We start from the raw sequence: 24,793 nt of genomic DNA on the forward strand, positions 1-24,793 counted from the left end.
ATCCAAAAAAAAAGCATTTATAAAAATAAAAATTTTTTCTTTATTTATGTTTGCAGCATCTGATTTAAGTTTTATATTTGCACCCGCATTGAAAGATGCAATAACCAAATTTTGGCGAGGTAGCTCAGTTGGTTAGAGCGCAGGATTCATAACCCTGAGGTCACGGGTTCAACTCCCGTCCTCGCTACTGCAAATCGTAAATCCCTAAACACAAAAAGTTTAGGGATTTTTTTTGCGCTTATTTTCTTTAATTCCCTTGTGGACACCATCTTTTTAAATTTCACATCTTTTACCAGCCATTTAAAACCAGTTTTTATAGCTGGCATTTCTTATTTGTTTCTGCAAAAAAATTTAATAATTAGATTTTTTAGTTATTTTTATTATAATATAAAACTTACAAAATAATCATTTTTATGCTTTTTGTCGCATTTTTATGCACTTTGTCGATGTTTTTCTTTTTTCTAATTAAAATAAGATTTAGTTTTGGCCTGTAATTATTAGCGTACTGAACTGGAACACTATCTGACAAATTATTGGTTATGAAAAAAATTACCCCAAATTCAAAAATGACCTTACTGATATTATCAGCTTTATTTTCATTATTTATAAATGCACAGGAACTACATCCAGCTTTGGTTACAAACAGCGGAAATGTAATTTCACAAAAAAACACCAGCCCTGTATTAGCAGAAAAAGATACCGATGGCGACGGCATTCCTGATCGTAATGATCTTGATGATGACAATGACGGAATTCCCGATGCTATAGAAGCACTTTCCTGCGGCACCGGATTTTCATTTTGCGACTCTGATAATGATGGAATTCCTAATTCATCAGACCTTGATTCCGACAACGATGGCATTCCGGATATTGAAGAAGCAGGCTTTGCCAGTTACAGCAACAACAAAGCGACTATTGATCCTGCAAACTGGATCGATGCGAATGCAAACGGCCTGCATGATGCAATCGAAGCGATGTTGGCAGCAGGAACATATCATTTGCCGGATACAGATAATGATGGTGTAAAAGATTTTACCGACTTAGATAGTGATAATGATGGCCTTTTTGATGTGGATGAAGCTGGAGAAAGAAATGGAGATGGCGACAGAAACGGAGATGGCGTTGGCGACGGAATTGACTCAGATGGCGATGGGATTTTGGATGTATTCGATACTTTAACCGGATTTGGATCTGTCGACCGCCCGTTAGCAAGAAAAACTTCTGGAAATTCGAAAGCCGATTATCAGAAAACAGATTCTGATGGTGATGGGATTTATGACATTGCAACAACTTTATTCTCTCATTTGGATACCGATAATGACGGAATGATCAATGCAGTCGAAGATATAGACCACGATGGCATTTTAGACATTGTTGATACAGATGTTACAAACGCCGGATCGCCAAGAAGCCTTAACAATAAGTTGTTCGTAGAGTTTGACGGCCGAAACGATTATGGCGACGGCATGCAATTGCTAAGCAACTTAAATCAGGCCTCAATGATGGGCTGGATCAAACTAAGCAGGAACTCAAGCGAAGATGTATTTGTAATGGGCCAGGAAAATTTCAATATTTCCTTAAGAAGTTCAAATAACCAACTGGCAGCAACCGCAAACGGCACCACCATTTTATCTTCTGAAAATTTAGAGCTTAACAGATGGTATCACATCTCAGCTGTGTACAATGCCAATGATCCATCGGCCAAATTAAAATTATACCTTAATGGAAAAGAAGCCGTTTCATCAAACAACGGTGCTTTATCAGGACACCTAAACACTGCGACAGCCAAGTTTACTTTTGCCAAAAATCCGGTAGCAGACAGCAATTATTTTAATGGCGGAATCGACGAGATCAGGGTTTTTAAAACAGCATTGACCGATGATATGATCCAGAAAATGGTCTATCAGGAAATCAGAAAAAATGGAGCTGCAATCCGTGGCGAAATCATTCCAAAAGATATCGAAGGGCTTTCCTGGTCTTCGCTCTTGGCGTATTACAAAATGGATACGTTTCAAAACGACGCGACCTCAAACCTGATTTCAGAAAATACCACTGCCGCACAGGACATTACTGCTGCACACATTTACAATGTAAAAAACATCAGGCTGCAATTGGCTCCAATGCCGTTTACGACAACAAGGGCAGGCAATCTGGAAACTTCAATCAGCCCAAACAGTTCGGTAAGGGCATCAGATGCGAACACTTATGTGTGGTCGATCATCAAAATCAAGCATAATACTCAAATCTCTGCCAACCAGACGTCGTTGGGAATGTTCATCGAGCCCGGCGTAACGGTTTCCATTGACAACGAAAACAAACTGCAAAACACGTGGTACCTGAAACTCGACGGAAAAATCGACCTTAAAGGAAAATCACAATTGGTACAAACCGAATTCAGTGAACTGGATGCCACGAGCACCGGATACATTGAAAAAGACCAAAGCGGGCAATCCAACATTTACAATTACAATTACTGGTGTTCTCCTGTAGGCGCGGTAAGTCCGATGGGAAACAACAGCGGCTACAATATAAATGCCGTGATGAAAGATGCAACAAATCCGGAATCATTAAAAAACATCACCTGGACCAGCACGATGAATGGTGCACCAACAACGCCAATCACCGTAAGCAGTTTCTGGATCTTTAAATTCCAAAACCTGAATGCATATACTGCAAACTGGTCGTCTGTAGGCTCAACCGGAATCCTGCATGCAGGCGAAGGTTTTTCAATGAAAGGCAGCGGCGCTTTGGGCGCATACCAAAATTATGCTTTTACTGGAAAGCCAAACAACGGCGACATCAATGTTGCTGTGTCTTCAAACACGCCAAATCTTTGCGGAAACCCATATCCTTCAGCACTTGATACAGACAGGTTCATTGCCGACAACGTCACCTCAACAACAGGTGCGATTTACCTTTGGGAAAATTACGTTACAAACAATACACATTATCAGACTGACCATCAGGGTGGTTATGCAACCCGATCGCTTGTTGGCGGAACACCGGCCATGTCACCAATCGGGCAAAATAATTCGGACAGTCAGTTTCAAACTCCGGGAAGGTACATTCCTGTCGGGCAGGCGTTTTTTATGGTAGGCATAAGCACTGCCGGAGATATTAAATTCAGGAATACCCAAAGGGCATTTGTGAAAGAAACCAATACGGCTTCGACGAATGTATTTAAAAACAATGCTTCCCCATCAAACAGTAATATTGAAGATGCTGCTCAGGCAGATGGGTTTGCAAGGATCAGGATCGGGTTTGATACGCCAGACCATTACCACAGACAGCTTTTGATCGGATTTATGGACAATCTGGCTACTGACGGAATTGATACCGGTTATGACGCGCAATCTATCGACACGCAGCCAACCGATTTGTTTTTCGAAAATCGCCTTAACATCCAGGGTGTGGGTGCTTTTAATACCGATAATAGCTATCCGCTGATGGTAAAATCATCAACCGGCGGCATTTCAAAATTCGTTCTCGACAAAATCGAAAACATGGATGAGCAGCAGCCAATCTACATTTTTGACAATGTCACCCAGCAATACCACGACCTCCGAAATGACGGATTCGAAATCAACATACCTGCAGGAGCAACAAACGGAAGATTTTCACTCAGGTTTAAAGATCCTTCCGCGCTTGCAACCACAAATTTCAGCCTCAACAATGATGTGCTGGTTGCTTACGCGACAAACGACAATACGATCGTTATAAAAAACAACAATACCGATGTAACCATAGAAACCGTCATGCTGTTCAACATGCTTGGCCAGTCGGTGAATCAGTGGAATGTCAAAAACGAATTACAAACCAAAATCAGTATTCCTGTAACCAACCTAAGTTCCGGGACATACATTATCAAAGTGCACACAAATAAAGGGGAACTTTCCAAGAAAGTGACCATACGCTAAACACCCTTTTGCCCCACAAAAGAAAAAAGCTTCCTGAACAGGGAAGCTTTAGCATTTAATATAGGTATGATTTTATTTCTGAAGACTGCTTTGCAACGCGATGAAATCGACTTCAAATTGTTCGCCTGAAATGAGATCTTTCAATGCAAAAATGCCTTTCTCCATTTCGGTTTCCCCGGCGATTACCGCGAATTTAATACCGCGTTTGTCGGCGTGCTGAAATTGCTTTCCTACTTTGGCATTGTCAGGATACAATTCTACTTTCACTCCGGCTTTCCGCAACGAAGCAATCGCTTTCATTGCATACAATGCTTCTTTTTCACCATAATTGATAAATAAAGCTGTTGATGTAGAAGTTACTGTTTCGGGAAATAAATTCAATTCCTCAATGACCAGGTAAATGCGGTCAAGCCCGAATGAAATTCCCACACCGCTCATATTTTTAAGTCCGAAAATCCCGGTCAGATCGTCATATCTTCCGCCGCCACCGATAGATCCCATAGCAACGGATGCCGGCGGGGCGACTTCAAAAATAGCACCTGTATAATAATTAAGTCCGCGCGCTAAGGTCACATCCAAATCCAAAACAGATTTATCAAGTCCGAGATTTTGGATGCTGTCGCAGATGAAACGCAGTTCGGCTACCCCTTTTAAACCTTCTTCGGATGAAGCAAGCAATTCCGAAAGCTTGTCAATTTTTTCAGAGATTGTTCCGGTAAACTGAAACAACGGCTGTACTTTTTCAATCGCTTTCGCGGAAATTCCTTTTTCGGTCATTTCCTTTTTCACACCGTCTTCGCCAATTTTATCTAGTTTATCTAAAGCGACTGTGAAGTCAATCAGTTTATCCGAAGCGCCTATCACCTCAGCGATTCCGCTTAATATTTTACGGTTGTTGATCTTGATCGTAACGCCTTCCAATCCAAGCTCAGAAAAAACCGAATCATACAATTGCACGAGTTCTACTTCCTGCCACAAGCTTGTCGACCCAACGACATCGGCATCACATTGGTAAAATTCGCGAAAGCGCCCTTTTTGCGGACGATCGGCACGCCAAACTGGCTGGATCTGGTATCTTTTGAACGGAAATTCGATTTCATTTTGGTGCTGTACGACATATCTTGCGAATGGAACGGTTAAGTCGTAACGCAATGCTTTTTCTGAAATGTGCGATGTCAGTTTTAAGCTGTCTTTATTGTTCAGAAGGTTTTCATCGGCTTTAGCCAGAAAATCACCGCTATTCAAAATCTTAAAAATCAACCGGTCGCCTTCTTCTCCATATTTTCCCATCAGCGTATCTGAATTCTCAAACGACGGCGTTTCTATCGGCTGGAAGCCAAATTTTTCAAAATTGCTTTTGATGATTTGCATGATGTATTGCCTTTTCGCCACTTCTGCCGGTGAAAAATCCCTGGTTCCTTTTGGTATGCTTGGTTTTTGTGCCATTTTAATTTCAGATTTTAATAACGATTTACAGCTTTTCAATTGTGCGTAAATCAAAATTCCCTGCAAATATCTTATTTTTTGCAGGGAATTTAGTTGCTATTGTGAAAAACTTAAACTTTCACAATTTCGTCACGCGCAAATAATCGAGCATTGCCTGATTCACAGTGCCGTTCATATTTTCATTTGCCGGATCCAGCAACATGGTCAACACGTGTTTTCCTTTTTCAAGCTTTACTTTTACACTGTTGCTAAAACCCCAATTGCTCCATTCCTGCACGCCGCGTTGCGGGAAAACCAACGTTCCTAAGAAAGTGCCGTTTTCTTTTAAGCTTCTGATCGCACATTTGTTTTCGGTATTTGTTGGGCCGTTGCCGTTCGCGTATTTAAAATCGATCGCATAGGTTCCGCTTTCCGGGATTTCTACCGGAAAATTAATCGTTGCATTGTTTTCTTTCGACGTTTCTACAAATCCGCTGCCCGAAAATCCTTTATAGGCGAGTGCCGATTTTGCTACGACGGTTTCAGCTTCTACAGTTACTCCAGTTTTTACACCAATCGAAACTGGCTCGCTGGCAAACGATTCCACTCCATTCGCATCAAAAGCAACGACCTGGTATTCTGCATAATTCTTGTCTTTGATCTTATAATTGTCGCCCGTGGTTTTAGCGCTGTACACGCCATTTCTGACAATATGGTAAAAAATATTTTCTGTTTTTTGCCATTTCAGGATATCGCCATCTGCCACAACCAATGGTGTCGCCGGTGAAAAATAATTTGCTGTTTTGTTAATTACAGCAGGCGCTTCCTTATTGTCAAGTTCAATCACCACGGTGTGCCTGCCTTTTGCCAGATAAGACATTTCGGGATTCTTTTCTACTTTTCCGTCAACCATGAAATTCATGATTTTATTTCCGTAACCGTTGATCTTGATGTCCAGAATGAGGTCACGGTATTTAAAATTATTCAGCGTCCTTTCGCCTTCCAAAGTTTTCGGGACAAATGGTTTAAAGACAAGCTTGTCATCTTCAAAATTGAGCCCGAAGATAATTTTATGAACGATCCCAAGATTTCCCGAAAGGCTCCAAAGCATGTTGCTGGAATTGATTTGTGTTCCCGCAAAATCGCCATTATCGGCAACGAAATTTTCTTTATTGGTCAGAAATAAAGCTGCCGGACGGTCAATGGCTGCAATCGATTCGATTACTGAAGCCTGGTTTCCTGCTTTTGCAGATGCCATCGCCCAATACGACTGTACAAAAGGCCAGACAGCATTGTTGTGGTAAGGCGGAATGTCTGGGATTTGGGGATAAATGCAGGAAATTCCGTAAGCCGTTTGTGGTGTTTTCGAAATGATCGATTGTGTTTTTGCTTCATCGGCTATGCCAAATAAAACACACAACGCTTCGCCTAAAGCTTCGGCGCGCTTCGATACCATTTTATAATTTCTTCCGTAAATGAATTGTGCGTAATATCCTTTTTCGGGCATCCATAAATATTTGTTGATCCCGTCTTTGATCTGATCGGCGGATACTTTGTATTTTTCAATAGATGGCTCATCTTTTAGCAGTTTTGCCATTTTGTAAGCAATAACGTTGGCCTGATAGTGAACGGCGTTCGTACCCAGGTTTTCCGACTCAAAAATATCTGCCGGCTGCATCCATTTCGGATACGTCTGCTCGCGCCAGTCCAGGAATGAAGATTCTCCGCGAACCAATCCGGTTTCTTTGTCATAAGCATTAATCCTGTCATCTCCAATTGAATTTTTGATGATTTCATAAGAAGACGAAAGCCATTTTTTATCGCCGGTTGCTTTGTATACTTCCCACGCAGCAATGGCCCAGACCATTCTGTCGGTCGATGCCGGATACGCGCCTCCGGTTCCTGTATCCTGGATAATCCTTTTACTGGCACTGACTTTTTTCATCAAGCTGTTCATCGCCACTTTGGGTTGCAAATACGCCATCGAAAGGATGATGCTGTAGCTGATGTCACGCGTCCAGACGCCCGCCCATTCTTTTCCGGTCCTGAACGTGCTGTCGGGTTCTATGGCATTGACCATTTCTTCTAGCGACAGGTTGTAAATCGCGTTTGAAAGCACTTGCTCTGAATGATATTGTGGAAATGCCGTAATATTTTTAGATTTTTTCCACGAAGTAGCGGTTACTTTCTGGTCTTTTTTTGCGTTGAAAATTAGTGTGGTTTCATAAATTCCGTCTCCATCGGGATCTTTGAGTTCCAGTTCTGATTTTTGGTACAAATTGTCAAAATCCCATGACAAAGGTGCAGCAGCTCCGGCAACATATACATGCTTAAAATCTTCTTTGAAAATCTTATCACCATTAAATGCCGTGTAATAGCCTTTTGATTTCATTTCGCCCAAAACTTCCCTTAAATCCAAGCGGATTTTTAATTTGCTGTTCGGATTTAATTGGGTTTCTTTCGTTTTAGCAGACCCTTTTGAGGCTTCGCCAAATTTAATCACGCTAGTTTCTGAAACGCCATCGGACAGGTTGAAATAATGGTTCACGCCGGGTTTCATTTCGTTGTCCTTGCCGTTGATGCTGAACTTGAATTCGATTTTAGAAGATACCGATTCGTTTTTCGGGCTTTGATAGTCTGAAGTAAGCTCAAATGCCGATTTGGCTTTCGCCGAAAATCTATCCTGCTTTACGCCATTTGCGAAAATCGTGTATTCGTTTGTTTTGTGAATGACAGCGCCACTCTGCGCCTGAAGTCCGCTTGCTGCGGCGAAACATGCCAGCAATGCAGAAATACGAAAAGAAATTGGTTTCATTATGAATTGTATTTGAATTACAATAATACCACTTTTCGCCAAAAATTCCCGTTTTTTAAATGAAGTATTAATCAATCGAAATTGCTACTTTAGTAGCATTAAAAAAACAACATGTTTAAGCTGTTTAAAGAGAATGTCCGCATTGCAATGGGTTCGATCAGGACACAACTGCTGCGTACGATTTTAACTGTTTTTATTATCGGGCTCGGAATCTGGGCGCTCGTTGGAATTCTGACCTTTACGGCAGCACTTGAAAATACGCTTTCAACGGATTTTGCTTCAATGGGTTCCAATACTTTTAACATTGAGCAATATGACATTTCGCAACAGATGGATGGTGGCAACCGCAAAAAGGCAGTCAACCCGATCATTTCGTATCCTGAAGCTGTCGGATTTAAACAGAAATACAAATACCCGTTTACGCATACTTCGCTTTCGTTTACAGCGACTACGAAAGCCGAAGCCAAATTCGAATCCAAAAAAACTGATCCAGATATTAGTGTTTTGGGGGTTGATGAATATTACATGATAAATTCAGGCTCTGAAGTCAACCTCGGGCGCAATTTCACGCCATTCGACATTCAGAATAATGTGTCGGTTTGCATCGTTGGTTCTGATTTTGAAAAGGATTTATTGAAAGATGTAAACCCGATCGATAAGGTTATTTCGATTCGCGGCGCGAAATTCAAAGTCATCGGCGTATTGAAAGAAAAGGGTTCCACTTTCGGCAACAGCCAGGATTTGCGCGTTTTCATCCCGATACAAATTGCGCGTTCGTTGTTTACGGCACCAAACATCAACTACACCGTTAGCGTCATGATCGACAAGAAAGAATTACTCGACGAAGCGATTGACAATGCCAACAGCATGATGCGGCGCGTGCGAAAACTAAGTCCGGTCAAGGAAAATAATTTCGGGATTTCGAGAAGCGACGACTTGATCAATAAAATCCTGAGCATTACGCAATATTTGGGAATGGCAGCCTGGGTTATTGGAATTATTACAATTTTCGGATCATCGATCGCTTTGATGAATATTATGCTGGTTTCGGTTACAGAAAGAACACGAGAAATTGGCGTTCGGAAAGCGCTTGGCGCGAAAAAGACCACAATTGCCGTTCAGTTTTTTATTGAAACTTTAGTCATTGGACAACTCGGCGGATTGGTTGGGTTGATCTTAGGGATTTTAACCGGCTACGGAATTGCATCGTTGCTTAACTTTGCATTTGTGATTCCGTGGGGCGCCATTTTAGCGGCTTTTGTCACAACTTTTTTAGTAGCTGTGGTTTCAGGTTCATATCCGGCAGTTAAAGCGGCGCGGCTCGACCCTATTGAAGCGTTGCGGTATGAGTAGTTGCTTTAGACTTTAGACTTTAGACTTTAGACAAACTTACTTTCTCCCAAAAACCATCCGGTGATTTCCGTAAATGTCTTTTCGAAGCTCCATTTGCTGAAAATTTTTCTGTTCTAGTAGATCCATCATTTCCTTGCCGAGATACTGGTTGATCTCAAAATACAATTGCCCGTTTGGAGAAAGGTTTTTCTGTGCCAATTCCGCGATTTTACGATAAAAAATCAAGGCGTCGTCATCGTCAACAAACAAAGCAAGATGTGGTTCGTGCTCAAGGACATTTTGCCTGATCTCTTCTTTTTCAAGGTTTCTGACATACGGCGGATTCGAAACAATGATGTCAAATTGCTGTTCCAAATCCTCAGTTTTTAAAATGTCGTTGCGTAAAAAATCTACTTTTACTTCGTTGGTTTGGGCATTTTTTTGGGCTGTAGCCAATGCTTTTTCGGAAACATCAATTGCAGAAATATTGGCGGCAGGAAGATTTTTGGCCAACGAAATCGCAATGCAGCCACTTCCGGTTCCGATGTCAAGAATTTTTAAATTTCCGGATTTACAGTTGTTTGAAAGGATCCACTCGACCAATTCTTCGGTTTCAGGTCGCGGAATCAGGACATTTTCGTTGACCTCAAATTCGAGTCCGTAAAAATGCGTTTTGCCTAATATATATTGTATTGGAATGTATTGCTTTAATTTTTCGAGGATTTCATTCCATTCTGGAATTTCGATTTCCGAGAATTGAGCTTCGGGGTTTAACGCCAGATCGATTCTTTTCCATTGCTTTTTATCTTCCAAAACCAGATAAAAAAAACTTTCTGCTTCGTCCAGATCGTAAATCGGCGCAAGCGTGTCAACAAAATGGTTCCTGTATTCGCGAATCCTCATTATGAATTATTAATTATCAATTGCTTTGATCATCCAAACGGGACAGGAAGTGTGTCCTGTATTTCCAAGCGGCCCGCAAAGGTATTCAAAACCCGACTTCTTATACAGTTTTTGTGCGGCTTTCATATTTGGCATGGTTTCGAGATAACATTTTTTATAGCTGGAATCTTTCGCAAACTGTAAGCACTTTTGGATCATTTTTTCTCCCAATCCGAGCCCGCGGGTTTCGGGAAGAAAATACATTTTCTGGAGTTCGCACGTTTCAGGTTCTTTATCTAACGACCCGATTCCGGCACCACCGAGGATTTTTCCATCTTGTTCTATAACAAAATAAGCAGCATTCGGAACGTTATAGGTTTCGAACATTTCGTCAAGCTGCGGATCGGCATACGCAGTTCCAATTTTTGGAACTTCAAGTTCGATCAACACTTTTCGGATGACTTCAGCGATTTGCGGATTGTCGTTTGGCTGGATTTCCCGAATAGTCATATTAATTGTTAACTATTAATTATTTAATCGAACTGCCCTAGCCCGGATGGAAGCGGCATCCTTTTGTGCAATGCAATGGAACAAAAGATACAGCGGACAGGCGGAACAGCTCCTGAACAAATTTACCTTTTAATTCCTGATTTTAAAAATGTATTTTTGTGGAATGAAGACGCACGACCTTTATATGAAACGCTGTATTGAACTCGCGAAAAACGGTTTGGGAACGACCTATCCGAACCCATTAGTGGGCAGCGTGATCGTATGTGACGGCAAAATTATTGGCGAAGGCTGGCACAAAAAATCAGGTGAAGCGCATGCCGAAGTCCATGCCGTGAATTCGGTTAAAGACAAATCGCTGCTTAAAAAATCTACGATTTATGTGAGTTTGGAACCGTGCAGCCATTTTGGGAAAACGCCGCCGTGCTGTGATTTGATCATTGCGAATGGAATTCCGAATGTGGTTGTTGGAACGGTCGATCCGAATGAAAAAGTGGCCGGAAACGGCATTAAGAAATTGCTTGAAGCCGGCAAAAATGTAACGGTTGGCGTTTTGGAAAACGAATGCCAGGAACTGAATAAACGGTTTTTTACGTTTCACAATAAAAAGCGTCCGTATGTGATCTTGAAATGGGCCGAAAGTTTGGACGGATTTATTGCGCCATCGTCAAAACTGGAACAAAAACCGGTTTGGATTTCGAACGTCTATTCGCGCCAGCTGGTGCACAAATGGCGATCGGAAGAGCAGGCGATTTTGGTTGGCACGCAAACGGTGATTGATGACAATCCGAAACTTGATGTTAGGGATTGGACAGGAAACAGTCCGGTTCGCGTGGTTTTGGATTCCAAAAACAGGATTCCGAACGACCGCCATGTTTTTGACAACCAGCTCAAAACGATTATTATTTGTTCGGAAAAGTTTTCTGGCGACAAAGAAAATGTTATATTTGAGGTTATCGATTTTACAAAAAATGCAGTCGTGCAGGTTTTGGATGTTTTGTACAAACATCAAATCCAGTCGGTCATTATTGAAGGCGGAAGGCATACTTTGCAGACTTTCATCGACTCTAGTTTATGGGATGAAGCGCGGGTTTTTAAAGGAAATATTGTTTTAAACGATGGCATTTCGGCTCCGGTTTTACATTTTAAAAAAGTCGGCAGGCAAACGATAGGCGAAGACGAACTTTTAATTTTTTCAAACCATGATTAACACCATTATTTTTGATTTTGGAGATATTTTTATCAATCTTGAAAAAGACAGGGCGATTGCAGCATTTGAAAAACTGGGATTGAAAGGCCCAAATGAAGAATTGCTGCAGGCCAATGAAAAGTTTGAACGCGGACAAATTAAGGAAGACCAGTTTTTAGAAACGTTCCAGAAGTTTTTGCCTGAGGCCGATATTGAAGAAATTCGAAGCGCGTGGAATGCTGTCATTGGCGACTTTCCGTTGTACCGATTGGAATTTTTACAATTGCTTTCCAACAAATACCGCTTGTTTTTACTGACGAATACCGATCAGATCCATATTCATGAGTTTGAGGAAAATGTAGGCGTTTCGTTTTTCAGCGATTTTTACCAATGTTTTGAAAAAGTCTATTACTCGTTTGAAATGGGCATGCGAAAACCCGATTCGCAGATCTTTAGCTACATTTTAAACAAGCACGATCTTTCCCCAAAACGCACTTTATTCATCGACGACAAAAAAGAAAACACCGACGCAGCAGCAGCTTTGGGTATTAATGTGTGGAATTTGCAGGTAGGCAAAGAAGATGTCGTCGAGCTTTTTGAAAAGAAAATCCTCCAGTAATTTTAATGCCTGAAATTAAAGACACGTATCAAACCCTTGCTTTTCCATCGGAAGAAGTCTTGTTGAAGGAAAAAGGCAGTAAGTTTTTCGGTTATGCTTTTCCGGTGGCTTCCGAAGATGAAATCAAATCGAATTTAGAATTGCTTAGAAAACAACATTTTGGCGCGGTGCATTTTTGTTATGCGTGGCAAATGGGAACCGAAAAATTGTCTTTTCGCGCGAATGACGACGGCGAACCCAGCAACAGTGCGGGAATGCCGATCTATGGGCAAATCCAGTCTTTTGATGTTACGAATGTTTTAATTGTGGTCGTACGATTCTTCGGCGGCGTGAAACTTGGCGTTGGCGGATTAATATCGGCTTATAAAACGACCGCGCAAATGGCTTTGGAAGCATCTGAAATTGAAGAAAGAACCATTGATGTTCATTTCATCGTATCATTCGATTATAAAAACATGAACAAAGTCATGCGCATTATTAAAGAAAAAAATCTAGAGATCATTTTCCAAAAAATGGAAATGAGCTGCGAAATCGAAATTGCCACCCGAAAAAAAAATGCCGAAAACGTATTCGGCACTTTTGAATCTCTATTTGAAATCGGTATAAAAATTAAAGAATAATCCTGTTATTATTCCAAATCCTTTAAAAGTGATTTTATATACTCCGGAGGTGCTATTGGTTTACCAATTTTAACATCTACAAACACCAGAATAAAATGGGCCGTTGTTAATAACTCCGTTTTCTCATTCCATATTTCACAATCAAATTCGATCTTTACAGAAGTCTGGCTTTTGAACTTTGTTTTTACCGTTAGCAACTCATCATAACGCGCCGGCTTTTTATAGTTTAAAGTCATCGAAACGATCGGAAGCGCTATTCCGCTCTCCTCCATACTTTTATACGACACGCCTTTATTTCTAAGCCATTCGACGCGGCCTATCTCAAAATACGGAATGTAATTGCCGTGGTACACCACGCCCATTTGGTCTGTTTCCGAATAACGTACCCTGACTTCAATTTGGTGTTCTTTCATAGGAGTTTTAAATAAAATTTTAATATATTAGCAAAGGTAAATAGGTGTTCTTACAACAATATTTCTGAAAAATCAAACCCTGTTTTATTTTTTTTTAACGATTTTTGTTCACATATTTGTTACCCCAAAATACAGCAAGAAAACTACTTTTCTTTTGTAAGAGAACCTTTAATAAAAAACACTAATTTAAAACAATTTATGAGCAAAACTGCGCAATCAGTATGGGAAAATTGTCTCCTTTTCATAAAGGACAATATCCAGGATCAGGCTTACAAAACCTGGTTCGAACCGATTAAGTCTGTTGAGCTGACCGATAACGCTTTATACATTCAGGTACCAAGTAAGTTTTTCTACGAATGGCTTGAAGAGCATTATGTGAAATTGTTAAAAGTGGCGCTTACCAAAGAACTCGGGAAAAGCGCGAAGTTACTCTATAAAATTAAAATGGAAAACACTTATGGCAACAAACAACCGTTTACGGAACAATTGCCAAGTGCGCACCGCAGCCCGATGAAAACCCAGGAAGTTGATGCGCCATTTAAAAATCTGAGCCCGGAACTTAAAAATCCTTTTGTAATTCCCGGAATCAGAAACCTCAAGATCGAATCCCAGTTAAATGCGAATTACAGTTTTGACAATTTCCTCGAAGGAGATTCAAACCGTTTGGCGCGTTCTGCAGGTATGGCTGTAGCCAATAAGCCAGGCGGAACTTCATTCAACCCGCTGTTGATTTTTGGCGGTGTCGGACTTGGAAAAACGCACCTGGCACACGCCATTGGTGTGGAGATCAAGGATAAATACCCAGAAAAAACGGTGTTGTACATTTCTGCGGAAATCTTCACCCAACAATATATTGATTCAGTTAAGAAAAACAACAGGAACGATTTCATCCACTTCTATCAATTGATCGATGTGCTGATTATTGATGACGTACAATTCTTATCCGGAAAATCAGGAACTCAGGATGTCTTTTTCCACATTTTCAACTATTTGCACCAAAATGGCAAGCAGGTGATCTTGACATCGGATAAAGCGCCGGTTGATATGCAGGACATTGAGCAACGATTGCTTTCGCGTTTCAAATGGGGCTTGTCTGCCGAATTGCACCAGCCTGATTACGAAACAAGGATTTCAATCCTCAAAAATATTTTATACCGCGATGGCGTAGAAATGCCCGAGGACATCATTGAATATGTCGCCCGAAACATCAAATCGAATGTTCGCGAACTCGAAGGCGCGATCATTTCATTGATCGCACAATCTTCATTCAACAAGAAAGAAGTTACGATCGATTTGGCGAAACATGTTGTCGAAAAATTCGTCAAAAATGTCAAACGTGAAATCTCGATTGATTACATCCAGAAAATCGTTTCGGATTATTTCCAACTCGATCTTGAAACGCTGCAATCCAAAACCAGGAAACGCCATGTTGTTCAGGCGCGGCAATTGGCAATGTTCTTTGCGAAGAAATTCACCAAAGCATCATTGGCAAACATCGGTTCACAAATCGGCGATCGCGACCACGCTACTGTATTGCACGCTTGCAAAACAGTTGACAATTTGGTAGCAACAGACAAACAATTCAAAAAATTTGTTGAAGATATCAACAAAAAATTATCCTTGTAAAATGCCTGTAAAAATTCTAATGGTCTGCCTGGGAAACATTTGCCGTTCGCCTTTGGCCGAAGGACTGTTGGCATCCAAACTTCCAAAAGACAAATTCGTTGTCGATTCAGCCGGTACCGGACATTGGCACGTTGGAAAACAGCCCGACGAGCGTTCGATTGCCGTAGCTAAAAAATACGGTCATGACATTTCCAGACAAAAAGGCAAGCAGTTTTCTAGTGCCGATTTTGACAATTTCGATTATATTTATGTGATGGACGGCACCAATTATAACGATGTAATGGAGTTGGCAAAAACCGATGAACAAGGAGCTAAGGTCAAACTAATCCTTGACGAAATGTTTCCCGGAGACAATGTCGATGTTCCCGACCCTTATTATGGATTGCAAAATGGTTTCGAAACCCTGTACCACATGCTTGATGAAACCTGCGACATCATTGCCGAAAAGCTCATTGCAAAACATTCTTAATTCCATCAGATGAAACCGTCCGGAAAATTATACCTGATCCCAACGACTTTGGGCGACACAACCAATAATGAACAGGCGCAGCAGAACAATCCGATGGATGTATTGCCGCAAACCGTCAGAAGAACGGTTGAATTCATTGATGATTACATAGTTGAAAATGAAAAAACGGCGCGCAAGTTCATCAAAAGCATTGCTCCTGAAAAAGTCCAGGCCACTCTATGCCTCAGTGCTTTAAACAAACACACCGCAGTTTCCGAATACAATAAAATGATCCAGCCGTGCATGGAAGGCAAAAATGTCGGACTGATGTCCGAAGCCGGTTGTCCTGCAATCGCCGATCCAGGCGCAGCAATTGTAAAACTGGCACATGAGAAAGGCATTCAGGTCGTTCCGTTGGTTGGTCCAAGTTCGATTTTATTGGCCATGATGGCGTCTGGAATGAACGGACAGGGATTTACTTTTAATGGCTACTTGCCAATTGAAAAAACCGAAAAGAAAAATGTACTTAAAAATCTGGAAAAATTATCATCTGATAAAAACCAGTCACAAATTTTCATTGAAACGCCTTATAGAAACAATAAATTATTAGAAGATATTTTGCAGGCTTTACAGCCAAGTACGCATCTTTGCGTAGCCGCAGACATTACTTTACCAACCGAATATATCAAAACGCTGCACGTAGCCGACTGGAAGAAGGTAACTGTCGATTTACACAACCGGCCAACGATTTTTATCATTCATAAAATGTAACTTTATTCCATAAAAAAACCTGTCGGCTGACAGGTTTTTTATTTTTATATTTGGGATTACATCACTTTCGGATTGCTGTTTGCTTCAATTCCTGCTGTTTCATAACCTCCGAAATTTTTCATGTAGCTTTTAATTGATGTACCGTAATTGTCTTTTAAATAGCGCTCGCCATTGCTTTTGAAGAATTTTTTTACCGATCCAACGCCACCCAAATGTGCAGCAGCTAAAATTCCCGACTCCGTAATTTTGATTCCGTTTACAATTTTTCCGGAATACTTTTCAATTTCATCCCGAAGCTCATATTTATTTTTTGAAAGTAAGGCTACAAATGCTTTTTCCTGCATTTTCGGACTGTTCAAAAAAGCTTCGTTGTTGTGGATTCCGATTGTCTTTAACGTTTGGGAACCAAATTGGTATTTTCCCATGTATCCCAAAGAATTGATCTTTTTGTATTTTCCCTGTGATTCTTTAAAAGCAAGTGCTTCTTTGAATCCAATAAAAAATTTGCCGGTAAAAGGAATGTTGAGATGGGAATAATCAGTTTGCTCTTTTGAAGGAAAGTTGTAGAGCGTTTCGTCTGAATTGTTAACGTAAAACCAATCGTGGTTTTTGAGTTCAAATGGTTTAAAAGCAAGGCTTAAAAACGTGACAATGATAATGAGGCTGGCGTAAAAAATGCATTTTTTAATCATAAATTGTTTTTCTTCCAAGACTGTCACTCCGGGAAATTTCTGCGGGACAAATATACGACAAAAAATATAAATCTGGTTATCAGCCAGTTAAACTTTTCTAAAAGTACAGCGCACGCAGCTTCCCCTTTCCGTCAGCCCTGTATTCAAACGTTGGCGCTGGAATTTTAATTGTGTTGAAGATTGAGAAAACGGTCTTCAAAACATGTGATTTGGTTTTGATTTTCGTCAGGTCGGCATCAAAACTGAAGTAAAATTGGCGTATTCTTTTGCGTTCTGGAAGAAAAATCGTGTTTACAAAAGCATCTTCCCCGGTAATCATGCCTTCGGCGCCATAACCAACAGCTACATTGAGCCATTTAGGGATTTTGGAATCTTTAAAAAACGAATGCACATTGGCCGAAAGCCAGTACGTTTGCCCGTTGTAATCTTTTAAAAGCTGTTCGTTTAAAGAATTCCCCAGGGCATTTGGCCGCGCAGACGCATAAGGCGTCGTATGAGAAGAAAATTTCGGGATGATTCGTTGTTCTTTCCACAGCAATTCCTGGGAAACGAATAGTGCCGTTCCGGTTGCATTTGCTGCAACATCGCCCCACGAGGCGCCCCAATTTGAAGAATATCCATCCATAACCTCAACAGCAGTGAGGAATACAAAACCCAAAGTCGAACCGTAAATCAGTTGGCTTTTTCGGCTGGCTCCACTCCATTGCAACGCTTCTTTTCCTAATTTCCCAAAATGGTACGATGAAAAAACATGCCCGGCTTTATCCATCTGCAGCCATTCGGAATTGTCGTTGATAAAATGAAAATCAGATCTTGCATAATCGGCATACCACAATTGGTTTAAACCCACCAAAACACCTGCAGATAAAGCAACTTCAGAAATCACTACTGTATTTCTTCGGGGAACATTTAAAGAATCCGAAGGTTTCAAAAATGCATTTACAGCACTTTGAGCCTGCAGATTTTGAAACATCAAAACCAACAAACCCAAAATAAATATGCTTTTTAGAAATTTCAATTAACGCTTAATTCCTTGGCTGTTGACCCAGGCAACATATTTCTTACGGTTGACTTCATGCTGCGCTGGAGTGACGGCAAATTCATGATAACCGAAATTCGTCACACTTGCACAGAAGTAAATGTAATTGTGCTTTTCCGGATTTAAAACCGCTTCAAGCGCCGTAATATCGGGCATCGCAATTGGCCCTGGCGGCAAACCGGCATACATGTAAGTGTTGTATGGCGAATCGGTTTCGAGGTCTTTGTACAAAACACGTTTGATGACCTGGTTGAAATCGCCTGATTTTTTCTTGACCGCATAAATTACCGTTGGATCGGCTTCCAGTTTCATTCCGGTCGAATACCTGTTCAGATAAACGCCAGCTACTTTCGGTCGCTCGTCTTTTTTTACGGTTTCCTTATGTACGATCGAAGCTAAAATTGAAGCCTGAATCGGTGTCAGGTTTTGTGCCTTGGCTTTGGCAATTCTCTCCTCTGTCCAGAATTTACGGTATTCTTTTGCCATCCGGTCACGGAATTTCTTTGCATCGGTATTCCAGAAAAATTCATAGGAATTTGGGATAAACATTGCAAGAACGTTTTCTTCGGTGAATCCGTTTTCTTTTAAAAATTCAGGATCTTTAAATGCCGTGATCAGGCTTAAACTGTCGGCTTCGATTTGCGAACCGATTCTTCCTGCAAAATCTTCGAGCCGTTCCTGATTATTAAAAGTCAGATCGACAGGAACATTCACGCGAAGTGAGTTGATAATGTCATTGCTATTCATGCCCTTTTTGATCAAAAACCTTCCGGCTTTTTCGCTGCGCTGCGGATACGATTTTTTGTTGGCGACCAGATCAAAACGATCCATATCTTTAATATAAGGCGCGACTGCTTTTTTTACCTGTTCGTAATCGGCATTTGTCGGAATGTTGACATAAACCTGTTTTTGCTCAAAGTTGGTATTGCCTGCGAAAATGTCGCGGTACACCATATAACCGTAAATGATCAATGCAGAAACGATGACGACTGAAGCAATGGCGGCGATTTTTTTTATATTCAAAACGTAAATTTTATAGTTGGTTTTTGATTAGTTGAAACAGCACTTCATCTTTGTATTTTCCGTTGATGAAATTCCAGTCTTTTTTGATTCCGATTTGTTCGAACCCAAAATTAGTAAAAAGCCTGATACTGGCTTCATTTTGTGAATCAATATTCGCGAAAAGTTGGTGTAAATTTAAGTTTTTAAAAGCATATTGAATCAGTAGTTCCAAAGCTTCGGTTCCAATTCCGGCATTTCGGTTGTCGGGATTTTTGATCAGGATGCCAATTCCGGCGCGATTGTTCCTCGGATCAAACTCAAAAATATCGATCAATCCGACAGGAAGAAAAGTTCCTTTTTTGCAAATTGCCAATCGCAATTGTTTCGCTTCATAAATATCCTGCTGTGCATTTTTTAAATAATCGCGAATCAAAAACCGGCTGTACGGCGTTTGCGTATTGCTAACTTCCCAGATGAATTCGTCATTTTCGACCGCATACACAAACTCAAGGTCTTCGGGCTCGAGCGCTCTGAGGAAAATATTTTCACCTTTTAATGTGAGTTTCATTAGGATTTGATTTACGATTTTAGATGTACGATTTTGAGGTAGTCTTGGACTTTTGCCTTTTGCCTTTTGCCTTTTGCCTTTTGCCTTTTGCCTTTTGCCTTTTGCCTATATCTCAATTTCCCCTTTAAACACAAAAGTGGCCGGGCCTTTTAGGAAAACATCGGTAAACTTTTCATCTTTTTCAGTGAATGATACTTCGAGTTTTCCGCCTTCGACATTCAGGTTGATCGTATCAGAATTGGTTTTGCCAAGCGCTTTCATTGCAATGGCAACTGCGGTAGCGCCAGTTCCGCACGATAAAGTTTCATCTTCCACACCGCGTTCATAAGTACGAACCGAAAAGGTATCTTCGTTATCCTGGTTTACAAAATTCACGTTGCTTCCGGCTTTGCCATATATATCGCTGTAGCGGATGTTTGCACCTTGGGTTTTCACGTCAAAATCTTTAAGGTTTTCCTCCATTTGAACATGATGCGGCGAACCTGTGTCGAGAAAAACGTGTTCGGCGGTAATTTCAATGGTATCGACATCTTTCATCTGTAAAGAAACCGTTCCATCGTCAAAAATCGTCGCTTGATGCAAGCCGTCTGTGGCAATGAAAGTCGTTTCCTTTTGGATGATATCCAGGCTTTTGGCAAATGAGACCAGGCAGCGTCCGCCATTTCCGCACATCGAACTCGTATTTCCATCGGAATTGTAATAAACCATCCGAAAATCGGTTTCGGGATCATTTTCCAATAAAATCAATCCGTCTGCTCCGATTCCGAAACGGCGATCACACAATTTCGCAACAATCTCTGTGTTTTCTTTGGGGAATTTTCCGTCGCGGTTGTCGATCATGACAAAGTCGTTTCCGGTGCCTTGGTATTTGTAAAAAGTAAGTTTCATTTTTGTATTTCTGATGCATACAAATGTACGAATAAATCATATAAATATTCACCTAAATTACCAGGCTAGAATCAACGCTAAACCTTTGGCTTGCAGCCTTTCCCAACGAAAAGTTAATCCGTGTTAAACAGGCGTTAAACTGTTTTTTCAAAAACAATACTTTTCTAATTTTACTGTCAGATAACAAACATCAATGTTCAACCCAATTTTATTAACCAATGAAAAATATTTCGAGTTTATTTTTAGTGTCATTAATGAGTGGTGCAACAACACTCGGAGCTTACAAATTATTTATTGAGAATGACGGGATTTTATCCAAAAAAAATGTGGTGACTGTTGCGCCTGCAAATTATACCAAAAATATCGGACTTGGTGTCGAAACCGTCGACTTCACCGATGCCGCCGACAGAACCGTTCACTCGGTTGTTCACGTAAAAAATGTTTCTTACAGAACGGTTTCAAATCCGATGCTGGAATATTTTTACGGTTACAAAGGCGGCCAGCAACAAGAACAGGTTGGAACCGGATCTGGCGTAATCATCTCAGAAGACGGTTACATCGTTACCAACAACCACGTTGTGAAAGATGCAAACGACATCGAAATTACACTCAACAACAAGAAAATCTACAAAGCCAAACTCATCGGAACCGATTCAAAAATGGACATTGCGCTGTTAAAAATCGATGCAGATGAAAAATTGCCTTATACTGTTTTTGCCGATTCGGATAACGTAAAAGTGGGCGAATGGGTGCTTGCAGTCGGAAATCCATACAATTTGACTTCGACTGTAACTGCCGGAATCGTATCTGCAAAAGCAAGAAATTTAGACACAAACGGAATCCAGTCTTTCATCCAGACTGACGCTGCAGTAAATCCCGGAAATTCAGGTGGCGCATTGGTCAACACCAAAGGTGAGCTCGTCGGGATCAACACAATGATCTCATCTATGACCGGCTCTTACGTCGGATATTCTTTCGCAGTTCCGTCGAATATCGCACGAAAAATCATTGAAGATATTATGGAATATGGAAATGTGCAACGTGGAATTTTAGGCGTTGAAGGCGGCGAATTGAATACGAAAGCTTCCAAAGAACTCGGAATTTCAGAAACTTCAGGATTTTATGTAAACCGTGTGACGAAAAATTCAGGCGCTGAAAAATCAGGATTGGCCAAAGGCGATGTGATTGTAAAATTAGACAATGCGCCAATTTCAACTTATTCAGAACTGGCGACTTACATCAACACCAAACGCCCGAAAGACAAAGTTCAGGTGACGTACATTAGAAATGGAAAAACATACGCCGTTCCTGTAGAATTGACCAAAAATGAATTTGTAAGCACGGAATTCAAAGGCATCGAACTTGAAAATATCGATGCTTCGGATAAGAAAAGATTCGGAATCAGTTCAGGTGTAAAAATTCGTGAGATTACCAATGAAAACCTGAAACCATATTATGACGAACTCAAAGGCAACATTATTTTAAGTGTGGACAATGTCAAAGCTACCGACGTGGAAACCGTTTCCAAAATCATGAGTAACAAAGATGAAAATCAAAGTGTGAGCATTGAAATGATCAATAAAGCTGGGCAACGAATTAGGATTATCATATAATATCCGCCATAATTTCTTTAAAGCCATCTCAATTGGGATGGCTTTTTTATTTTATAACATTAACAAAACACAATTTTTAAACGAACCATGAAGGCATTAAATTCATTAAGCATCTGTAAATCTAAATAAACTTAATGCCTTAATGGTTCAAAAATATGTTGAATTAAATAGTTTGCAAAAAATTACGAAATCGTTTTCGTAAAACAATTGTTATGGTTACTTTTGCTGCGAATTACAAAAACAACACACTAACTTTTTTATCATTTACCCAATGAGCAACACCGTTTTATACGAAAAAGAAGTTTCTTTCCAAACTGACAGAAGGCGCGCCGGCGTTGAGTTTATCAAAATCATCAGCGATTTATGGTATGATAAATCGATTGAAATGGTTTTGTTCAGGAACCAGTTGATCAACCTGAATGTCAGCGACATCATCAATTTGCATGAATATGCTGGCGAATTTGTAGGCAAGCCGATTTCGATATTTGATTCTGTTGAAATTGCACGTGCGATCTTGTCTTTAGACCTGCCACCGGCGAAACTTGACATTGGAAAACTGACGTATGAATTCCACATGGAAGACAACAAATACGACGACGCAAAAGGTTTTGTCATCGACAAATTGAAGAATGCAAAAGACTTCAAAAACAACAAACCCAAAGATGTCATACTTTACGGATTTGGCAGAATCGGTCGTTTGCTTGCGCGCGAATTGATGTCGAAAACCGGAAAAGGAACGCAATTGCGGATGCGCGCGATTGTCACCAGAGATAAAAACGATGCGGTTTCACTCGAAAAAAGAGCGTCATTATTAAGGTACGATTCCATTCATGGCGATTTTCAGGGTTCAGTTGTGGCCGATGTCGAGAACCAGGCGCTGATTATTAACGGAACAACGGTTCATGTGATTACGGCAAATGGCCCGGAAGAAATTGACTATACAAAATACGGCATTGACGATGCTTTAGTCATTGACAACACCGGCGCTTTCACAACCAAAGAAGCGCTTGAAAGGCATTTGGTTTCCAAAGGTGTTGATAAAGTTTTATTGACCGCGCCCGGAAAGGGCATTCCAAATATCGTTCACGGCGTAAACCAGAAAGATTACAACCCGGATGAGATCAACATTTTCTCGGCGGCTTCCTGTACGACAAACGCGATCACGCCCATTTTGAAAGCGGTAGAAGATACTTTAGGCGTTGTAAAAGGCCACTTAGAAACGATCCATGCGTATACAAACGACCAGAACCTGGTAGACAATATGCATAAAAAATACCGTCGTGGCCGTGCTGCAGCGTTAAATATGGTTATTACCGAAACCGGCGCAGGAAGTGCCGTCGCAAAAGCATTGCCAACATTGGCCGGAAAACTGACTTCAAATGCGATTCGCGTTCCGGTTCCGAATGGTTCCTTGGTGGTTTTAAATCTAGAAGTGGCTAAAGAAACTTCGGTTGCCGAAGTGAATGCGATCATGAAACAGTATGCTTTGGAAGGCGAATTGGTCGAGCAAATCAAATATTCCCTGAACAACGAACTTGTTTCTTCTGATATTGTAGGAACTTCCGCACCATCGATTTATGACAGCAATGCAACAATTGTATCGGCTGACGGCAAGAATATTGTACTCTATGTTTGGTATGACAATGAGTATGGATACAGCCATCAGGTGATTCGGCTTGCAAAATACATTGCAAAAGTAAGACGCTACACTTATTATTAATAGCGAAAAATTTTAACAAAAAACCGTTCTGATTGTTATTAGAGCGGTTTTTTTTATAACTTTAAGTAGCTAAATGACAAGACGATGAAAGAACCACAGCGTATTTTAGAACTATTTGAGGATTTATACAATGGCGAGCCATGGCTTGACATTACGCTTTTCGGAACGTTGCAAAACATTACTGCTGAAGCGGCAGCTGAAAAAAAATATCCCAACCGGAATTCAATCTGGGAAATTACGAACCACCTGATTTTGTGGCGCCTTAGCGTACTCGACCGTGTAAAAGGCCATGTGATTGAAAGTCCTGAAACGAATTATTTTTATCCGATTGAAGACACTTCGCCTAAAGCCTGGGCAAAAACAATCGACAACCTCGAATATTCAGAAAAAGAATGGATGGAATTCTTAAATGGGCTTCCGCCGAAAAAACTCGATGACGTGTACATTAACAACGGACTGACGAATTATGAACACATTCACGGCATCATTCAGCATGACGCATATCATTTGGGACAGATCGTACTTTTGAGCAAACATTCTTACTGAACGAAAAAATCCGTTTTCATCAATGCTTTTGATGGAAACGGACTTTTTTTAGCCCTGATGGGAGCGGCATCCTTTTGTATTTGATATTAAGAGAGAACAGCTGGTGGCTGTAAGGTATTTTGTTTTGACAAAACATCTTGGTAACAAACAAAAGATACAGC

Annotated in this window: 21 protein-coding genes and 1 tRNA gene; 12 read left to right on the forward strand and 10 right to left on the reverse strand. The window is 40.7% G+C overall.

Features of this window, described 5'->3' with window-relative positions:
* The first annotated feature begins 113 nt into the window (after nt 1–113).
* Both BLS32_RS17000 and BLS32_RS17010 read left to right on the forward strand, forming a co-directional pair.
* Nucleotides 114–187: transfer RNA gene (locus tag BLS32_RS17000), tRNA-Met, on the forward strand.
* A gap of 352 nt (nt 188–539) precedes the next feature.
* Entirely contained in the window at nt 540–3,917 is a 3,378-nt protein-coding gene (locus BLS32_RS17010) for a LamG-like jellyroll fold domain-containing protein (protein WP_139171801.1), read from the forward strand.
* A gap of 72 nt (nt 3,918–3,989) precedes the next feature.
* Here the strand turns inward: BLS32_RS17010 and hisS are convergent, their stop codons facing one another.
* Together hisS and BLS32_RS17020 are read right to left on the reverse strand one after the other, a co-directional pair.
* Nucleotides 3,990–5,363 (reverse strand): histidine--tRNA ligase, encoded by a 1,374-nt coding sequence (gene hisS / locus BLS32_RS17015; protein ID WP_091399051.1) that lies wholly within the window; start codon nt 5,361–5,363, stop codon nt 3,990–3,992.
* Nucleotides 5,364–5,481: 118 nt separating this feature from the next.
* A complete protein-coding gene (locus tag BLS32_RS17020) occupies nt 5,482–8,157 on the reverse strand; it encodes an alpha-L-rhamnosidase-related protein (protein WP_091398866.1) in 2,676 nt (891 codons plus the stop codon).
* Between the two features lie 111 nt (nt 8,158–8,268).
* Between BLS32_RS17020 and BLS32_RS17025 the strand changes: the two genes are divergently transcribed.
* A complete protein-coding gene (locus BLS32_RS17025) occupies nt 8,269–9,510 on the forward strand; it encodes an ABC transporter permease (protein WP_091398868.1) in 1,242 nt (413 codons plus the stop codon).
* Nucleotides 9,511–9,546: 36 nt separating this feature from the next.
* Here BLS32_RS17025 and prmC read toward each other — a convergent pair whose 3' ends face one another.
* Complete coding sequence (gene prmC, locus BLS32_RS17030; RefSeq protein ID WP_091398891.1) at nt 9,547–10,392, reverse strand: peptide chain release factor N(5)-glutamine methyltransferase; 846 nt, start codon at nt 10,390–10,392, stop codon at nt 9,547–9,549.
* 9 nt (nt 10,393–10,401) lie between these two features.
* Complete coding sequence (locus tag BLS32_RS17035; protein ID WP_091398894.1) at nt 10,402–10,881, reverse strand: GNAT family N-acetyltransferase; 480 nt, start codon at nt 10,879–10,881, stop codon at nt 10,402–10,404.
* A gap of 163 nt (nt 10,882–11,044) precedes the next feature.
* Here BLS32_RS17035 and ribD point away from each other — a divergent pair, with 163 nt between their 5' ends.
* The 3 genes from ribD to BLS32_RS17050 are packed head-to-tail and all read left to right on the forward strand — an operon-like array spanning nt 11,045 to nt 13,306.
* The gene (ribD, locus tag BLS32_RS17040; RefSeq protein ID WP_091398897.1) at nt 11,045–12,088 is read left to right on the forward strand and encodes a bifunctional diaminohydroxyphosphoribosylaminopyrimidine deaminase/5-amino-6-(5-phosphoribosylamino)uracil reductase RibD; all 1,044 of its coding nucleotides are present in this window, start codon (nt 11,045–11,047) and stop codon (nt 12,086–12,088) included.
* Complete coding sequence (locus BLS32_RS17045; RefSeq protein WP_091398900.1) at nt 12,081–12,686, forward strand: HAD family hydrolase; 606 nt, start codon at nt 12,081–12,083, stop codon at nt 12,684–12,686. Before ribD ends, BLS32_RS17045 begins: the two co-directional genes overlap by 8 nt.
* Nucleotides 12,687–12,691: 5 nt before the next feature.
* Entirely contained in the window at nt 12,692–13,306 is a 615-nt protein-coding gene (locus BLS32_RS17050; protein WP_091398907.1) for an IMPACT family protein, read from the forward strand.
* Between the two features lie 8 nt (nt 13,307–13,314).
* Here BLS32_RS17050 and BLS32_RS17055 read toward each other — a convergent pair whose 3' ends face one another.
* Nucleotides 13,315–13,719 carry an acyl-CoA thioesterase gene (locus BLS32_RS17055; RefSeq protein ID WP_091398908.1) on the reverse strand — a complete coding sequence of 135 codons (405 nt, stop codon included), beginning with the start codon at nt 13,717–13,719 and terminating at the stop codon, nt 13,315–13,317.
* Nucleotides 13,720–13,917: 198 nt separating this feature from the next.
* Between BLS32_RS17055 and dnaA the strand changes: the two genes are divergently transcribed.
* From dnaA to BLS32_RS17070, 3 genes are read left to right on the forward strand one after another with little or no spacing between them, the layout of a single operon-like run.
* On the forward strand, nt 13,918–15,345 hold the full coding sequence (dnaA, locus tag BLS32_RS17060) for a chromosomal replication initiator protein DnaA (RefSeq protein WP_091398912.1): 1,428 nt from the start codon (nt 13,918–13,920) through the stop codon (nt 15,343–15,345).
* Between the two features lies 1 nt (nt 15,346).
* The gene (locus tag BLS32_RS17065; protein WP_091398914.1) at nt 15,347–15,814 is read left to right on the forward strand and encodes a low molecular weight protein-tyrosine-phosphatase; all 468 of its coding nucleotides are present in this window, start codon (nt 15,347–15,349) and stop codon (nt 15,812–15,814) included.
* Nucleotides 15,815–15,823: 9 nt separating this feature from the next.
* Nucleotides 15,824–16,564, forward strand: a complete 741-nt coding sequence (locus BLS32_RS17070) for an SAM-dependent methyltransferase (protein WP_091398916.1) — start codon at nt 15,824–15,826, stop codon at nt 16,562–16,564.
* Between the two features lie 56 nt (nt 16,565–16,620).
* On the opposite strand, the gene BLS32_RS17075 is transcribed toward BLS32_RS17070, so the two are convergent.
* The 5 genes from BLS32_RS17075 to dapF form a co-directional block, all read right to left on the reverse strand.
* Nucleotides 16,621–17,256: a peptidoglycan-binding protein LysM gene (locus BLS32_RS17075; protein ID WP_091399054.1), complete on the reverse strand. Its 636-nt coding sequence runs from the start codon at nt 17,254–17,256 to the stop codon at nt 16,621–16,623.
* A 97-nt stretch (nt 17,257–17,353) separates the two neighbouring features.
* Nucleotides 17,354–18,229, reverse strand: a complete 876-nt coding sequence (locus BLS32_RS17080; RefSeq protein WP_091398921.1) for a DUF2279 domain-containing protein — start codon at nt 18,227–18,229, stop codon at nt 17,354–17,356.
* Between the two features lie 45 nt (nt 18,230–18,274).
* On the reverse strand, nt 18,275–19,318 hold the full coding sequence (gene mltG, locus BLS32_RS17085; RefSeq protein ID WP_091398922.1) for an endolytic transglycosylase MltG: 1,044 nt from the start codon (nt 19,316–19,318) through the stop codon (nt 18,275–18,277).
* 10 nt (nt 19,319–19,328) lie between these two features.
* On the reverse strand, nt 19,329–19,865 hold the full coding sequence (locus tag BLS32_RS17090; RefSeq protein WP_091398923.1) for a GNAT family N-acetyltransferase: 537 nt from the start codon (nt 19,863–19,865) through the stop codon (nt 19,329–19,331).
* Nucleotides 19,866–19,970: 105 nt separating this feature from the next.
* Nucleotides 19,971–20,753 (reverse strand): diaminopimelate epimerase, encoded by a 783-nt coding sequence (gene dapF / locus BLS32_RS17095; RefSeq protein WP_091398927.1) that lies wholly within the window; start codon nt 20,751–20,753, stop codon nt 19,971–19,973.
* A gap of 218 nt (nt 20,754–20,971) precedes the next feature.
* Here dapF and BLS32_RS17100 point away from each other — a divergent pair, with 218 nt between their 5' ends.
* The 3 genes from BLS32_RS17100 (at nt 20,972) to BLS32_RS17110 (ending at nt 24,632) form a co-directional block, all read left to right on the forward strand.
* Nucleotides 20,972–22,366 carry a trypsin-like peptidase domain-containing protein gene (locus BLS32_RS17100; RefSeq protein WP_091398930.1) on the forward strand — a complete coding sequence of 465 codons (1,395 nt, stop codon included), beginning with the start codon at nt 20,972–20,974 and terminating at the stop codon, nt 22,364–22,366.
* Nucleotides 22,367–22,637: 271 nt separating this feature from the next.
* Complete coding sequence (locus BLS32_RS17105; protein ID WP_091398933.1) at nt 22,638–24,086, forward strand: glyceraldehyde-3-phosphate dehydrogenase; 1,449 nt, start codon at nt 22,638–22,640, stop codon at nt 24,084–24,086.
* Between the two features lie 84 nt (nt 24,087–24,170).
* On the forward strand, nt 24,171–24,632 hold the full coding sequence (locus tag BLS32_RS17110) for a DinB family protein (RefSeq protein WP_091398936.1): 462 nt from the start codon (nt 24,171–24,173) through the stop codon (nt 24,630–24,632).
* Nucleotides 24,633–24,793 lie beyond the last annotated feature (161 nt).

It is taken from the genome of Flavobacterium noncentrifugens (assembly GCF_900100375.1).
GTDB lineage: Bacteria > Bacteroidota > Bacteroidia > Flavobacteriales > Flavobacteriaceae > Flavobacterium > Flavobacterium noncentrifugens.